This is a genomic window from Facklamia sp. P12950 (assembly GCF_050409465.1).
GTDB lineage: Bacteria > Bacillota > Bacilli > Lactobacillales > Aerococcaceae > Facklamia.
In genome coordinates this window covers 87,198-103,955 of the sequence record NZ_JBNUPK010000002.1, presented here as the reverse complement: position 1 = coordinate 103,955, position 16,758 = coordinate 87,198, and the positions used below count along the sequence as shown (strand labels likewise).

The following is a 16,758-nucleotide window of genomic DNA, read 5'->3' as shown; positions in this document are numbered from 1 at the left end:
GTATTCGAAAGATCATCTAAAATGCGAGGTTAGGATCGGAAATAACAGAAGTATTGATCTGATAATTACAATCTTGAACTGTAGGTTACACAATTTATCTGACACTACCTTCGACATTGATCTATAATACATTTATATAGGGATTTAAGGCTGTATTATTTAAAATAATAAGTTTCAAGGTTTTATCTAAAGCTTTTGAGGTCATAATAGTTGTTGTCAAAAAGCAAAAATATATTTAAAGAAGTTTATACACTTGACTTTTCTTTACATTTCAATTAGTTTATAATAAATTAATGTATATTATGCATTGATTATTTTGAAAGGGGTTATGATATGGTGTTAGAAAATAAAAACAGATTTGCCTTAAGAAAAAAATCTTTTGGCTTATGTTCAGTAGCAATTGGTTCATTTATAGTAATGAGTTCATTTGGCATTACACAAGCTTCGGCTAACGAATTGACTGATGAGAATTTTTCTCATGCAGCAATTTTAGAGGAAGTAGTAACTGAAGATCAAGCAGTAACTGAAGAAGAAGTAGTAACTGAAGAAGTAGCAGTAACTGAAGAAGTAGCAGTAACTGAAGAAGTAGCAGTAATTGAACAAGAAGTAGTAACTGAAGAAGAAGTAGTAACTGAAGAAGAAACAGTAACGGAAGAGGAAATTCATTTAAATCAAATAGAAGAAGCTTCATCACTTAATTCAAACAGTAATGAACTTGAATTACAAGAGAAACCTCAAATTGTTACAGACAATGACGTTCAATTTCAGCCAATGCAAAATTATAATCAATTTCAAAATTTTCCCTCACAAAATGTTATTTCCTATACAGGAGGTGGAGTTGATGTAACTCCACTTGAAGCGAAAAAACTGGAGACGGGAGATATTCAGTATTCTTTCCAGGTCTCTTTTGCTGGAATTACAAGTTCGGATCATGTCCAAACCGCAACATCTTATAGTTTAGTGGTTCCTTCTCTATTAAAAGATATTAAAATCACACAAATTGGGACATATGATGGGGATAAATTAAAAGATGAAGCAGGTGATTGGCACTATACGGATATCAAAAAAACACATGATGCAGCAGTTGATATTTTATTACCATTAGAAATGATTAAAGAGTATGAAGGAGTCGAGTACCCAGCTTTATCAGATGCCTTTGATCTACGTGATCAACTACTAAGAGAATATACTGGGGATGAGTATAGTTATGCCGGAAAATTCGGTAATCTAGCAACATTGGATGAAGTGCGCGCCTTAAAAGCTAAAGGATTTGATTATTTACCTGGAGGCATTGTAGATCGAGGCTACACGGCAACACACTCATCATATCAACCTAAAGGAGAAATGTTTACTTCTACGAAAGGATACGCTTCTCCGGAAGAAGCAATCAAGCAATTCAAGTTAAGTCAAAATCAAGAATTGGATGATGAAGGCTTTAGCACAGTTCGAAGATTTGCCATTAATTCAGGAACTCTTTCCTCTCGTTTTCCTATTGCTATTCGGTTGGATTATGTTGTGACAAAAGAACAGGCTCAAAAGACGCCTATTTTACCACTATGGGCTGGATTAGAATGGCGAGCTTATTTTGAAAGTCGTGAGCCGGATAGTCATGAAGATGGATCTCAAAATTTAACTTCTAATGGTGATTTCACCTCTGCCTATCAATTCTTAGCGCATCCTGAAGTCATTCAAGAAACCCAACTATCAAAAGATGGATTGGCAGGGACACAAGTTGGCCTTAACCAATATACAGGTGACTGGAAAATGATCGGCAATGATGTGACAAGTTCTACTTTTAATTATGTAGAAAGATTCAATTTGCATAGTAATCCATCAATAACCTATTATGCTTCAGAAACGGATGATTATCGGGACATTGCAGCTGTGCAATATATTCCTGAAGATAATCTACCGTTGACACCACTCAATGAAGTGCCAACTCTCACTGTTAAAGACATGCGTATTGCTCAAGGTGATAATACTTTTACCTTAGGTTCATTAATTTCAGACGCACAAGATGCTGAAGACGGTGATTTAAAAGAGTCCGTTGTGATTACCAGTGATGGAGGCTTCAACCCAAATGTTCCTGGGGAATACACGATTACTTTTAAAGTAAGGGATAAAGATGGCGCAACTATTACTAAGTCATCTCTTGTTACAGTTTCACCAAAATGGACCGCAATCAATGAAGCTCCAACCCTCACCGTTGAAGACATACGTATTGCTCAAGGTGATAATACTTTTACCTTAGGTTCATTAATTTCAGACGCACAAGATGCTGAAGATGGTAATTTAAAAGAGTCCGTTGTGATCACCAATGATGGAGGGTTCAACCCAAATGTTCCTGGAGAATATACAATTACCTTTAAAGTAACGGATAAAGATGGCGCAACTATTTCTAAATCAGCAGTCGTAACTGTAGAGGAAGAAATGACACCATTGACGCCACTTAATGAAGCGCCAACACTTAGTGTTAAAAATAGCACCATTGCTCAAGGTGACGAAAGCTTTACTTTAGAATCGCTTATTGAAAAGGCTCATGACAAAGAAGATGGTGATTTGATTAACGAAGTTAAAATCTTTGACAATGGTGGTTTTGATGTCAATGCACCAGGTCAATATACGATTATATTCATGGTCACTGACGAAATGGGTGCAAGCATTACTAAATCAGCAGTAGTGACTGTTTCACCAAAATGGACCTCAATTAATGAAGCACCAACGCTCACCGTTGAAGATATGCGTATTGCACAAGGTGATAATACCTTTACTTTAGCTTCATTAATAACAGACGCACAAGATGCTGAAGATGGTGATTTAAAAGAGTCCGTTGTGATTACCAATGATGGAGGGTTCAACCCAAATGTTCCTGGGGAATACACGATTACTTTTAAAGTAACGGATAAGAACGGTGCAAGTGTTACAAAGTCATCTGTTGTTACTGTTTCACCAAAATGGACTCCATTTAATGAGGCACCAACACTCAAAGTAACAGATCAAACAATCACCCAAGGAGATGATGTCTTTACCTTAGAATCACTCATTCAAAAGGCTCATGATAATGAAGATGGCAACTTAATTGACGAAGTTGAAATCGTTGACAATGGTGGGTTTGATGTCAATACAGCGGGTCAATATATTGTTACTTTTAAAGTAACGGATAAAGATGGCGCAACTATTTCTAAATCAGCAGTCGTAACTGTAGAGGAAGAAATGACACCATTGACGCCACTTAATGAAGCGCCAACACTTAGTGTTAAAAATAGCACCATTGCTCAAGGTGACGAAAGCTTTACTTTAGAATCGCTTATTGAAAAGGCTCATGACAAAGAAGATGGTGATTTGATTAACGAAGTTAAAATCTTTGACAATGGTGGTTTTGATGTCAATGCACCAGGTCAATATACGATTATATTCATGGTCACTGACGAAATGGGTGCAAGCATTACTAAATCAGCAGTAGTGACTGTTTCACCAAAATGGACCTCAATTAATGAAGCACCAACGCTCACCGTTGAAGATATGCGTATTGCACAAGGTGATAATACCTTTACTTTAGCTTCATTAATAACAGACGCACAAGATGCTGAAGATGGTGATTTAAAAGAGTCCGTTGTGATTACCAATGATGGAGGGTTCAACCCAAATGTTCCTGGGGAATACACGATTACTTTTAAAGTAACGGATAAGAACGGTGCAACTGTTACAAAGTCATCTTTAGTGATAGTAGAAGTTAAAGAAGTTGACCCAAACGTTCCATCTAACCCTAATAATCCTACAGACCCAGAGACACCTGAAAGTCCAGAAACACCTGAAAGTTCAGAAAGACCTGAAAGTCCAGAGACACCTGAAAGTTCAGAAACACCTGAAAGTTCAGAGACACCTGAAAGTTCAGAGACACCTGAAAGTCCAGAGACACCTGAAAGTCCAGAAACACCTGAAAAGCCTAACCCTCAAGCACCTAATGGTGAGATGGATGAAGTTTCCGTTTTACCAGCAACAGGGGATGCAGGAGCATATGCCATCTTCTCTGGAGCTGCCCTTTCTATTTTAGCTGGATTGTTCCTTACAATGCCTAAAAAGAAAGAAAACGAAGAGTAATACTAAATAATTTGAATAGAAACCTAAGTTTAAAGGCGAATTTATTTTCGGCTTGATGAAACTTAAGGTTGATGCATTCAATTTATCTTGACCAAGCAACAACTGTTGCTTGGTTTTTTTTATTTTTAAAATGATCCGTAACCTTCTTTTGATTAAAACCTTCGGCAAATTGTCTGTGCTTAAATTCAAGCGATGAATTCTTCAATTGAATATCGTCTCTTATTTTGATTTAATGCAAAAGGTAATGGGGACTTTACTTTAGCCTATGTATCTTATATTGGTGACAAACTGTATGATGTAAAGGATAGCAAGGACTTTTAAAAATTTATATAATTATATGGATTTTATTTATATATATGCTATTATATATTTAAAACCATGTATAGTCAGGAGAGGATTAAATGATCAGTCGTAATCAGTATCATCGTATTGATACTAGCAAGTCGAGGAGAGGCTTCAAACTGATGAAAAAAGTCAAAGGGGCTTGGGTCGCAGCTGCTTTACTGTCTTCATTAGCTTTAGGTGTAGTTTCTCAACAAGTTGAAGTGTTGGCTCAAAGTTCGGACATGGAACAAGTATGGAAAAGTCCTTTAGCAACATCTTTTGACAAAAAAGAAGCGTTATTAGCACTTGACGAAATTAAAGAAGAATCACAAAATGCTTTGGATAAAGTAACACTTAAGTGGGAAGCGAATTCTGTTGATACCATCCGTCAAGAAATGGAGCGTCAAAAAGACTTAGGTTTAACTGTTTATGCCATTCAATGGGGAGACACCTTAAGTGCAATTGCTCAAGCAAGTGGTCGAACAGTAGAAGATTTAGCTCTATTAAATGGTATAAAAGATGTCGATTTTATTTTAACGGGCGATATCCTTCTATTAGAAGGTGAGGTCGCTTCAAGCTCTATGACTATGACGAGCAAGGGGGCTGAAGCAATCAAAAAGATTGACCATCCAACCAATAGTAAGCCTTCGCACCCACTCGTTCCCGGAAATAATCAAGACCCTTCGAACACCGATAGGGATAATGATCCTGTAGTTGATCCAAACCAAGAAGAGGCGGATAAAGATACTAATGAAAACACTAGTGAAGATCCTATAAAAGACGATGCTTCAAATGAAGATGACCTTCCAGAAACAGATATCGATAAGGATGACGATCAAGATTCTGAAGAAGTGATACCACCAGTTACTGAAGACCCATCAGATAAAGACGAAGAAGATAATTTCGATCAATGCGTTATTCCTGAAAAAATGCCATTACCACAAAATGTCGCTCCCGTAGTGAACCAACCAGTAGTAGAAGTTATCGGTTCCAAAGATGTGATATCTGGGGAAAATCATCAAGAAATCCAACCAAGCTATGATATTGTATTAGATACAAGTGAAGAAAAAAGCCAAACTGTTCTTGAAGGAAACCTCATTTTTGTTCAACAACCGAAAGTGGATGAAGAAGGAAATCCTGTCTTGGATGAAGAAGGAAATCAAATAATTGAAAATATTCCGACTCCAGATCAAGGGCCAGATATTATTGAAACCCAAACAATTAAGCATGAATATTACAAGACGATACCAGAAACTACCATTATCTATGACAATGCTTTAGCTGAAGGAGAAGTAGTGGTAGAAAAAGAAGGCAAAGAAGGATCTTATACGGCTATAATAACAATTATTGATCAAGATGGGGAAATCATTACCCAATCTGCTGAGTTAGAAGATTTAGTGGCAGCTGAACCTCGTGTTGAACGTAGAGGATCAAAATTAGTTAAAACAATTAAAACTATCAAAGAAACCACAATGACCACTAGAGGAATTGAATACAAAGAGAACCCGAATCTTCCGAAAGGAGAAGAAAAGGTCATTGAAGAAGGACAAGATGGTGAAAATGTTCGGATATATGAAGTCACTTTTGACGCTCAAGGTACTGAAATACATCGAGAAGAGACCTCAAAAGAAGAGACACCAGTTGTCAATAAGATTATTGAAATCGGTACATACGAAGAAGTCATCACTGAAGAACAGAAAATAACGGAATTTGACTTTGACGTGGTTCAACGTGAAAATTCAGAACTGTTAGTAGGCGAAAGTAAAGTTGTTCAAGAAGGTGTTAAAGGTAAGGAAGTAATAACTGAAAAAGTAGTAACTGTCAACTGCGAAGAAATCCGTCGGGAAGAAATTGGTCGTGAGATGATCGAACCAGTGGAAAAGATTATTGAATATGGCACAAAAACCGTAGATAGAATAGAGACTCGTGATGTTATCGCATATGAGACTGAAATTCGTGAGAATCCTGATCTGGAAAAAGGAATAGAACGAGTTGTACGCGAAGGTAAAGAAGGTGAAATAATTGTTATTGAAGATGTCATTTTGATTAAAGGCATTGAGAAAGAACGCATTGAAATTGAGCGTATAGTCGTTACACCAGCAATTAATAAGATTATTGAGGTTGGATCTCAAGAAAGAATCACTAAAATTGAAGAAAAAGAAGCGCCGGTACCTTACAAAGTGGAAAAACGCTTTAATAAGGACCTTGCTAAAGACGAAGTGAAAATAATTCAAAAAGGTAAAGATGGCATAAAAACAGTAAAAGAAGAAGTTGTTTATATTCAATTAAGTGATGGTACATTGGTTGAACATCAACGCCAAGAAATTGGTAGTGAAATTACTGTAGAACCGTTGATAGAAATTATTGAAGTTGGGACACAAGAAACACGAGTTGAAATACAATCAAGGATAGAAAAAATTCCATTTGAAGTGGAAGTCATTTATGATGCAACACTTCCTGAAGGACACACTCAGATTGTTTCAGAAGGTAGTGAAGGTGAAAAAACAATCAAAGAAGAAATTACTTACATTAACGACAAAGAGATTTCTCGCCAAGTAATTAGTAATACGGTGACTAAAGAAGCTGAAAATCAAATCACTTTAATGGGAACTAAGATTGTGGAACCGGCTACCGAATTAGAAATTTTCTTAGAAAAGGCTTCGAAATTTGCTGAAGGATTTCTGAATAATCTAAGAGATAAGAATGGTTTAACTACTCTAATTAATAACGAACAGCTTAACAGCTCAGCAGAAAAAAATGCTGAGAATTTAGCTCAACCTGGAGTGCCATTTGGTCATCAAGATGATCGAAGGATTGCTATTGAAGAAGGATATGTAAAAGATGTTAAAGAGTTAATAAACAATCCATACGCTCAAGCAAATCTCTATAAAATGAGGTTGAGTACAGATCCATTAACTTTCTTTGGTAGCCCAGAGGAACTCGGTAAACGCTTAATTCTTGGTTGGTATGGAGACATTAACAACCGTGATAGCAATGGCAATATTAACCGGGGACACCGGATGGTTCTGTTAGAAAAACAATTTAAGCATGTAGGAACCGGCATCCATTATGATGAAGTGAATAAGTTACTTTATGCTTCTCAATACTTTGGTACACCATTGGCTCAAGCAACTGAAATTCAATTCGAAGAAAATGGGCAGATAAAAACCAAGTATGTATTCAAAATTCCTGAAGGGGATGCTGAAAATCCTGCACCTTCTTATTCGCCAGATGGGTATATGGACTATTTAAATGATGAATTAAATAGGAAAAACCTTTCAAATGATGCTAGAAATGATATCCTAACTCTGATTGAAGAAGAGAAGCATTTTAAAGAAAAACTCAATTAACGCTCAGAAAAAATAAAAAGACTGTGATTCATCTAGAGACCTCCAACAGTTCGTGTAAAAACGAACTATTGGGGGTCGTCTTTTTGTTTTCTAGATTTTTTAGAGTATCCTTTGATTTAAAAGATGAATTGAATGAATCAACGAGTCAGCAATTTCTTTTACGATAGGGAATCAAGCTCTCTAATCCTAGAAATGTTCTATCATTTTTTCAGTCTAAACGCTCGCTTTTTTTAGTAGGCGTTACCACAGGCTCATGAAACTTGATTAAGCACACAACTGCGTGGATTTGAAGCTAAATACTCCTTGAAGGCTAGCGGGTGGATGAGTGCACCATTTAGTAAATGGACACGATGGAAACAATCACTAACAATCTTTGTATCAGGTTTTCTGCATTATTTGACAGCTCTAGAATGATAAAAACCTGTCAGCTTCGAAGCTTGGCATTTATTAAGAGATTCGTTAAACTAATTGAAAGAATATAATTTTTTAGGAGGGGAGAAGATGGAATATCCTTTATTAGCAAACAAATTACCCGTATCGATCAAAATGGTTTGGAAAAAATTTCTGTGCTAACTTTTTTAATTACTTTTGGGAGTGGACTAATTGTTGCAGCTTTGCTAAAAACTATTGATCGACTCTCACTGCTCTGGCAGGCACTAATTGGTGGGTACCTAGCCCTTGTTTTCATTTTGTTTATCCCGAATTAACCCTAGTCAGTAAAGAGCGTCTCATCTATTTTTGGCGCTGATATCTATTAATCAAGGCCCCCGTACTATTGATAGGATTCCATTACCATTTATTTTTGGAGTTATGCTAAGTCTGCTTTTCATCTTTTTACTGGTTAGAGGCTATGTGAATTGTCACCGTTGTAAAAATAAGATAATGTATATTATGTAAACCCATATAAATAAATTGTATTTCAAACTAAAAAGCCTAATAGAATCATTCTATTAGGCTTCTAACGAGACGGACCAAGCTATGATTAAAGATCTGATTCAACGGCTGACTCTTCTATTGAGAGGTCACTTATAGTTTCGTCTTGAAGAACTGTTTGCTCAGCATCAAGTTGAGTTTCTTCAGTTTCAGCGTCATCTGCCGATTTCTCAACCGTTGTTTCTTCAATTTGTTCAACTGATGTTATTTCTTCTTCGATCGCTTCATCTGTAGAAAGCTCTTCAAAAGTATCGCCGACAATCACTTCTTCTACGGAAGCTCCTTCACTCTGATCTTCACTAACACTTTCTTCATTAGCTTCAATTGCTTCATCCACAGCAACTTCATCATTAAGAGCTTGGATGGTAGCTTCTTCTTCAGTGACTTCTGTTGCAATCACTTCTTCGGTTTCTGTTATCTTATCATCAAACAATAATTCTAATTCATGAATCATTGAATAGACATCTCTTAAAGTAGAATTTGGATTTAATTGAACCCCAACTGCTTTTGTAAGTGTTCGATTGATTTTAGAATATACTTCATAAGGTTGTTTACCGAGAACTTCTTTATCCCGTCTAAATCTTGTATTCCAAATCACTTCATCTAGGATTGATTGAACATAAATATTAGCACGAGAATCTAAATGAAGATCGGGTGTATGGGCTGCTTTTGTTTCTAAAGCTTGCAATTCAGCCATTCTTTTTTCAATTTTTTCTTTTGAAGCAAATGGGTCTGATAAAGTAACTAGTGTTCTTGTAATTGCAAAACCATAATCTTTATGTATAGATAAATCTTTATTTTTGAGTTCACTTGTTGCATAATCAATGGACTCAATAATGTTTTTTAAAGCATTCATCCGGCTACCAATTGAGTTTAGGTTAAATATAGTATCTGATTGTTTTATCCCATTTAACTCGCCACCGAGTTTATCGATTAACTTAAAGGCTTGTTCTAATGATTTTTCATATTTTTTAGAAAGAACTCTTTCAGAAATTTTTACCAGTTTATCTTCTTCAATTTTTAATTCTTCTAGATCTGAAGCAACCTCATGATCTTTTACAATGTCTTGAAGTGTCAAGTCTTTTGATACGATTGATCCCACTTCGTAACCTAAAATTGATTGAAGTTTTTCTTGTAATTGTTGAACGGATAAATTAATATCCTTGACAGTCGATTTTGGATCCAACTGCACACCTACGGCTTTAGTAATTGTTTTATTAAGATCATTATACTGTTCAAAAGGAAGTTTACCTAATATGTTTTTATCTCTGATAAAACGTGTATTCCAAATGGCGTTATCTAATTTAGCTTTTACATAGATTGTTGCAATGTCCTCTTCAGTTAAATCTGGATAATCATTGATGGCCTCTTTTAGATCTAAGATTTGTTGTACTTGATGATCGATTGAAGCTTGTGAAGAAAATGGGTCTGCTAAAGTGATTAAAGCTTTAGTGATTGTATATCCCATGTCTTTATGGGCATGGCTGACTTTATTAGTAGCTTCAGTCGTTGCGTATACAATTCCATCAATGATCGTTACTAATGCTTCAATCCGACTTCCAATTGTATCAACCTTTAATGGAACTTTGCCCGCTATGCTTGCTTCGAGAGTGGTTTCTTTCTTGATGTTTTCAACCAATTTTGAAGCTCTTTCAAGGATATTTTCATAATTTGTACCCGCTAAAACTTCTTTCAGATGCTTAATTTGCTCTTCTTTATCTTTAATTACGAGCAGATCTTCCTTGTGATCAGCTACACGATCACGTTTAGTGACTTCTACAACTTTACCTTGTAAGGCTTGATTAAGTTGACTTTCAATTTCAGCCACCGCTTGGTCGATTTCTCCAACGGTTGATTTTGGATCAAGTTGAATTCCTACTGCTTTTGTGATTGCGCGATTTAAAGAATGATAGACATTGGCACCCATCTTACCTAATATTTTTTCATCCCGAATAAAACGCGTATTCCAAATGGCTTTATCTAATTTAGCTTTTGAGTAAATAGTTGCTGTATCTTTTTCACTGAGATCTGGTAGAGCAGCTGCCTCACTCTTGGTTTCTCTCAATTCAGCAATTAATTTCTCAATACTATTGTTCGAAGAAAGCGGATTCAACAGAGTGTATGTAAGATGTGTAATTTTTAATCCCATCATATGGTGGGCATCGATTATTTTATTATTCAAATGATTAACGGAATAATCAATTGCCTCAATTACTTCTGTAATAGCAGTTAGACGTGGCCCTATTGAATTTAAAGCATAAATTGTTTCAGGATTTATACCCTCGCCTTTTGCTATTGCAGTAGCGTCTGAGATGACTGTTTCTAAAATATCAAAACTTTTATTTAGGAGATCTTCATAGGGAGTCCCTAAGACCGTTTGTTCTAATGCTTCTAATTTGTCTTTTTGATTTACTATTTCTATTGCTAAATCTTGTACATTTGCACTATAAGCTTGCGAAGTATTTGACGCTTCTTCTTGTGCGTATATTGATTGTTGCATCAGAGGAGTTCCAACACTAGCTAGCAATAATGCACTTGAAAAAATGATTGACATTTTTCTCATAAATACCACCTCGATCTATTATGATAAAATAATTATAACACGATTAGAAAAAAAATCAATATTTTATCTCGAAACAGTTTGATACAAATTGCTTATATTAAAATGCGTAATATGTTCATTCTCAAACCCTCCCATTTAAAATAAAAAAGAAACAATCTAAAATGTAGATTGTTTCAGGATTTGATACTTTATTCAATGGATCAATTATTGCTCATTAATCAGCTTCTCAACCGTCATAAAGTCTTTTGAGGTTCCCAGTATTACCAACATATCCCCTTTATGGATGACCGAATGAGGTTCAGGATTTCCAAGAAAATCACCCGAATCTCGAATAATTCCAACTATATTAAAGCCATGTTTAGCTCTCACGTCTAAATCGATTAGACTTTTATCCACCCATAATGAAGGGGTGGTTACTTCGAAGATGGAATAGTCATCAATAATATTAAAATAATCAACAAGATTCTTAGAGGATAAACTATAAGCTAATTTACGGCCACTTTCTTTTTCTGGAATAATCACTTTATCAATGCCAACCTTTTTAAGAACTTTGGCATAATAATCGGTAGAAGCTTTGCCGATGATTGTTTTTACACCGATTTCTTTTAAAGTGATGGTAGATAATATAGACGCTTCTAAATCCGATCCAATTGCAATAATGGCTGTTTGGATATTCGCTAGCCCTAACTCATGAAAAACCTCAATGTTTTTGATATCTGCGCAAATTGCATGGGTTACATAAGGAGCGATTCGGTTGATGCTTTCTTCATTATGATCAATAATAATCACTTCATGTCCTAATTTCATTAAATTCTCCGCTAAACTACGCCCAAATCTTCCGGCGCCAATCACTAGATATTCCTTCATATAATCACCCCACTAAGATACTTTCTTGTGCTTCGCGATAATTGTTCGAGGCTTTGGATTTGAAGAAGACAAACACCATCGCCATGGGTCCAATTTTACCAAAAATCATGGTAAAGATTATCACTATTTTACTCATCACACTTAAACTGGCTGTAATTCCTTGGCTTAATCCCACTGTACCATAAGCAGAGATAATCTCATAATAAAGATTAACCAGTGACTTATTAGGTTCAAAGAGGGTAAGCAAGATTAAAGCGATACCCACCCAAGAAAAAGAAAGAAAGAAAATGGCCAGTGATTTCAATATGTTCTTCCTAGGAATCCGACGTCTAAAGACAACGGTATCTTGACTTTCGCGCAAATACGACAGAGTATAAAGAATTAATAAGGCAAAGGTTGTAACTTTTAAGCCACCGGCTGTTCCTCCGGGTGCCCCCCCAATAAACATCAGTAGATTCGTCACCAAGTAGCTCGGGGTGCGTAAGCCTCCTTGTTCGATCGTCGCAAAACCAGCCGTTCTTGTCGTTACCGATTGAAAAAAAGCCGCAGTCAATTTATCCACAAGATTTAAGGGTCCTAACGTACTAGGATTTTGCCATTCAACAACTAAAAAGAATAAGGCAGGTAAGATAATTAAAAGACTTGTTGTCACTATAACAAGTTTTGTATGCAAGCGAAGAGGCTTTCCATTTAAGTAATGGTGGATTAAATTTCTGCTAACTGAAAAACCGAGTCCCCCTACTATAATTAAGAACATTAGTACGATATTTATCCAATTATTATCGACATAGCCCATAAAACTTTGGTCACCGATAATATCAAAGCCGGCATTACAAAAAGCAGAAACAGAGTGAAAGATACTATTGATGACGCCTTTAATGACCCCATATTCAGGTATAAATTGAAAGCTTAATAAAACAGCACCAATGGCTTCAATAATTAAAGTAGAATAAGCGACATACCGCACAAGGTCTGCTACCTCACTAAAAGTAGTGGTATTTTTTTCTTCTGCTAAGAACTTACGATTAGAAAAAGACAGCCGTCTCCCCATTAACATACCAATGGTTCCCACACCGGTCATGATTCCAATACCGCCTATTTGTATGAGAATTAAAATGACCGTTTTACCAAATGGCGACCAATGACTTGCGGTGGTTAAAGTCGCTAGACCCGTGACGCAAACTGCAGAAGCGGCTGTAAAGATACTATCAATCAATGAGGTCTGCACACCCTCATTAGTTGCAAAAGGTAATTTTAAACAGAGGCTCCCAATTAAGATGAGGCCCAAGTAGCTATAGAAGAATAATTCAGCAGGATTGATTGAAATGAGATCTTTTTTCCACTGGTTATAGACAAGCATGACTTTCCACCCTTCTGTGCACAAAAGTTAGTTATATCGTGGTTTAGCTTTTTTAATTTTGCTATTCCTATAGTAGTGAAAAAAAACAGGAATTTCAAACACAAATTACTCATTGTTTATTTTGACCAGCAACTTATCAATAGACTCATTTTACCCTAGAAAAGCTACGATTAGCTTTTTTTCTTTTAATGAATAAAACTATAATAGACAAGAAAATAAATAAGCTTAACGCAATCGTAAGCCATAACTTCCATGGAGATGGCTGTCTTCTTGTTATTGTCTCTTGAATGCTTTCTTTCGGATATGGAATACGTTTACCAATAACCAATAAGCGATGACTATTAATCATATAGGGTGTGCAGGTTAATAAAGTTACTCGATCTTCTGCTTCTTCAATTTTGAGGGATTCAAAATCATTAGGTTCAATCACTTTGATTTCAATCACTTGATAAGCTAAATCATCGCGCAAGTTATGGAGGAAAAATAAGTCGCCAACTTCCATTTTGTTTAAATCAGAAAATAATTTGGCGCTAGGTAAGCCTCTATGAGCTGTAATGACGCTATTTGTTCCTTTACCACCAACAGGTAAGCTGGTTCCTTGGAGGTGAGCGGCTGCTTTTTGTAAGACTTCTTCAGTCGCTCCTGCATGGATAGGTAATGAGAGATCAATCTTAGGAATATCGATAAAGCCTATCTGTTCATTGATTTCGAGCATGCGAGCATATTCTTTAATTCCTTCCTTTTGTTTTTTGGTAAAAGGATCCACCACGCCATTCATACTAGGAAGGATGGTCGAATTATAAGCATGGGCTAATTCAATCCGACGGTCTAATTCAGTTTGTGATATTTTGATAGATTGGTCCCTAAATTCTTCTACTTGCGTTCTTGCCGCTTGGTTATGAATATAACGCGCTACAAAAGGATAGGCGACCAAGGTCAAACCCAAAAGGAAAATAAAAATGTTTAAAACAGCTTTGATATTTCTTCTATTGATTGTAGCCACCTACTTTCCATTGTCAGTCTTTTTTCGATTATACAGCCAAAAAAGAATAGTAAGTAGTAGTAAAAGTAACAGGAGTAATAAAAGCCAGCGGTACTTGATAAAGAAGTTCATAGAGGTCTTGCGGTCTTTTTCAAATTCATCCTCTACATAAGGAATACGGTGTCCTCTAACCAGTAGGCGGTGACTATTGATCATATAGGGGGTACAAGTAATTAATGTCATATAATCATGCTCTGGAACAATATCAAGATATCCTATTTCATGAGGTAAGATGACATCGATTCGATCGACTTGATAGGCTAAAGTTTCATTTAAGTTGTTAAAATAAAAGACATCATCTATTTTTAACTTGTCTAAATGCGAAAATAAACGTGCATTCGGCAACCCTCGATGCCCTGTAATAACTGCATGGGTGTGAAGTCCACCTACCGGCAGACTTGTCCCTTCTAAATGTCCGATTCCTTTTTGCAGCACTTCTTCACTGGTTCCAGCAAAAACTGGTAAGTATTCATTTATTTTAGGAATATCAATGACACCAATTTGTTCATTAATCTCCAACATATGCGCATAGGCTGCACGTCCTTCTTGATGATCTTTTTCTGAAAAAGGATCCGAAAGCTTTGAAACGCCCTCTTTTTTCTGACTTAATTGGTCGTTGTAGGCTTGGGCAAGAAAAACACGTCGGTCCACTTCTTGTATAGACAGTTGTTGTACAGCCTCCTTATAGCTATTCACTTCCACGCGTGAGGCTTGGTCATAGAGGTAACGTGAAATAAAAGGATAGCATAAAGCTATCCCTCCCATTATAAAAAGTAGATTATAAAAAAAGAGTTTAATTTTTTTCTTCTTCATAAAGTTTACATGAAATCCTTTCTGTACCAGTTGTCGACTTATAAAAAAGAATGAATAAACCGATGGTTATAAAAAGAAAAGCAAGGTAGAAATAATTAGTTTTACATTCTCCTGTCGTTGGTAAAAAGCCAATATCACTTGGTTTAGAAGGTCGGTTAATAGGAATATCTTGCTCTTGCTTTGATGCTTCAACTGGATGGTTGACGATTTCCATTACAGTATAGTTCCAATAACTCTGACTGGTTATTTCAAAGGGAATGGCTTGTTCAAAGGGTTGGTATTTTAGACCTTGTACAATGGGGGCTTCGATTTCGATAAGATAGTATTTTCCTAAGGGCAGATTATTGACTTCAAAATATCCTCGTGAATCAGATTCTACAATGTAGAAAGACCCTTCTTTCGAAGAGACTGGTTCGAAGAGGCGTTTTTTACTATTCCAAGTGACTACTTCAAAGCGTGCACCCATCAAGCCTTGCGCCGGCTTTTTATGGTTGACCTTTCGGAAATGTTGTCCGCCCTTTTCAAGCCCTTCTTCAAATGAGCTTTCATCTGTAGGCTCTGTGGTTGAGTCTTGAGAAGTCTCTTTAGCAATCAGATAATTTTTAACTAAAACTTCAGTAACTTCACCAGCCTTAATAGTGAAATGTATTTTTTTTGAAAGCTGATACCCATCGACCGTTTTTAGTTCAACTAATACATAGTCTCCTTCTGGTAATGAAGCGAGAGTGATTTCACCAAGAGAATTCGACTTCAATTCAGCCTTGCCCGAAGGATCCGTTGTAAAATGCCCTTCTTTAAACAACATTGGCTGGTCTGAATTCGCTGCATAAATATAAAAAGTAACATTCGCTAAATTCTTCCAATCATCCATTTGGTTAGTGGTCACTTCACCGATCACTTTGATTTTTAGGTAGCCCGTTTGAACGCGCTTAGGGAAAACATCAACTTCAAAAGCGTTTTGATAAGGCAAATCGATGATAAATGGTACCGTACGTTCTTCTTTTTTACCGGCTTGATTGATTTCTAATCCGTAATAGCTACCATCCGGAAGCCCGTCAATAATGGCTAGAGAATTTTCATTCGTTTTTGAAGAGTAAGATTGTTTAAATAGATGATCTAATTCACTAACTTTCTTTTCTTTTAAAGAAGCGATATCTGCTTGAGAATAGGTGGGATCGACCTTCCACACTCTATATTCTCTTATTGTTTCACTATCAACAGAATGAATGATCAAGCGATTGGATGTGGCTGAAATATGATTAAAGGGTATGATCATTAAGGTAAAAAGCATCAATAGAAATGTAGTAAGTTGTTTAAATAACTTCATATCATACCTCCTAGTTTGAATATCCTTTGTTAAGGGAAATAGGCCTATTTCCCTTAACAAAGGATGGAGAAAATCTCC

General features: G+C 36.1%; 8 protein-coding genes. 2 read left to right on the top strand and 6 right to left on the bottom strand.

Annotated elements, in window-relative coordinates:
• Positions 1 to 333 precede the first annotated feature (333 nt).
• Both ACQV2Q_RS02455 and ACQV2Q_RS02450 read left to right on the top strand, forming a co-directional pair.
• The gene (locus ACQV2Q_RS02455; protein WP_428881803.1) at positions 334 to 4,101 is read left to right on the top strand and encodes a YSIRK-type signal peptide-containing protein; all 3,768 of its coding nucleotides are present in this window, start codon (positions 334 to 336) and stop codon (positions 4,099 to 4,101) included.
• A gap of 401 nt (positions 4,102 to 4,502) precedes the next feature.
• Positions 4,503 to 7,775 (top strand): G5 domain-containing protein, encoded by a 3,273-nt coding sequence (locus tag ACQV2Q_RS02450; protein ID WP_428881801.1) that lies wholly within the window; start codon positions 4,503 to 4,505, stop codon positions 7,773 to 7,775.
• A gap of 982 nt (positions 7,776 to 8,757) precedes the next feature.
• Here ACQV2Q_RS02450 and ACQV2Q_RS02445 read toward each other — a convergent pair.
• The 6 genes from ACQV2Q_RS02445 to ACQV2Q_RS02420 all read right to left on the bottom strand — a co-directional run bounded on the left by ACQV2Q_RS02445 (position 8,758) and on the right by ACQV2Q_RS02420 (position 16,680).
• Positions 8,758 to 11,271, bottom strand: a complete 2,514-nt coding sequence (locus ACQV2Q_RS02445; RefSeq protein ID WP_428881800.1) for a CAMP factor family pore-forming toxin — start codon at positions 11,269 to 11,271, stop codon at positions 8,758 to 8,760.
• Between the two features lie 204 nt (positions 11,272 to 11,475).
• Positions 11,476 to 12,138, bottom strand: coding sequence for a potassium channel family protein (locus ACQV2Q_RS02440; RefSeq protein WP_428873353.1), 663 nt, complete (start codon positions 12,136 to 12,138; stop codon positions 11,476 to 11,478).
• Positions 12,139 to 12,142: 4 nt separating this feature from the next.
• A complete protein-coding gene (locus tag ACQV2Q_RS02435) occupies positions 12,143 to 13,498 on the bottom strand; it encodes a TrkH family potassium uptake protein (protein WP_428873354.1) in 1,356 nt (451 codons plus the stop codon).
• Between the two features lie 145 nt (positions 13,499 to 13,643).
• Positions 13,644 to 14,501: a class C sortase gene (locus tag ACQV2Q_RS02430; RefSeq protein ID WP_428881798.1), complete on the bottom strand. Its 858-nt coding sequence runs from the start codon at positions 14,499 to 14,501 to the stop codon at positions 13,644 to 13,646.
• Complete coding sequence (locus ACQV2Q_RS02425; protein WP_428875257.1) at positions 14,502 to 15,353, bottom strand: class C sortase; 852 nt, start codon at positions 15,351 to 15,353, stop codon at positions 14,502 to 14,504.
• Positions 15,334 to 16,680: an MSCRAMM family protein gene (locus ACQV2Q_RS02420; RefSeq protein ID WP_428876434.1), complete on the bottom strand. Its 1,347-nt coding sequence runs from the start codon at positions 16,678 to 16,680 to the stop codon at positions 15,334 to 15,336. The genes ACQV2Q_RS02425 and ACQV2Q_RS02420 overlap by 20 nt, the downstream gene beginning before the upstream one ends.
• Positions 16,681 to 16,758: the final 78 nt, after the last annotated feature.

What these genes read in the sequence shown, in the direction of transcription:
- ACQV2Q_RS02455 (WP_428881803.1), top strand. Translation starts at nt 334, where the DNA reads ATGGTGTTAGAAAATAAAAACAGATTTGCCTTAAGAAAAAAATCTTTT.
- ACQV2Q_RS02450 (WP_428881801.1), top strand. Translation starts at nt 4,503, where the DNA reads ATGATCAGTCGTAATCAGTATCATCGTATTGATACTAGCAAGTCGAGG.
- ACQV2Q_RS02445 (WP_428881800.1), bottom strand. Translation starts at nt 11,271, where the DNA reads ATGAGAAAAATGTCAATCATTTTTTCAAGTGCATTATTGCTAGCTAGT.
- ACQV2Q_RS02440 (WP_428873353.1), bottom strand. Translation starts at nt 12,138, where the DNA reads ATGAAGGAATATCTAGTGATTGGCGCCGGAAGATTTGGGCGTAGTTTA.
- ACQV2Q_RS02435 (WP_428873354.1), bottom strand. Translation starts at nt 13,498, where the DNA reads ATGCTTGTCTATAACCAGTGGAAAAAAGATCTCATTTCAATCAATCCT.
- ACQV2Q_RS02425 (WP_428875257.1), bottom strand. Translation starts at nt 15,353, where the DNA reads ATGAAGAAGAAAAAAATTAAACTCTTTTTTTATAATCTACTTTTTATA.
- ACQV2Q_RS02420 (WP_428876434.1), bottom strand. Translation starts at nt 16,680, where the DNA reads ATGAAGTTATTTAAACAACTTACTACATTTCTATTGATGCTTTTTACC.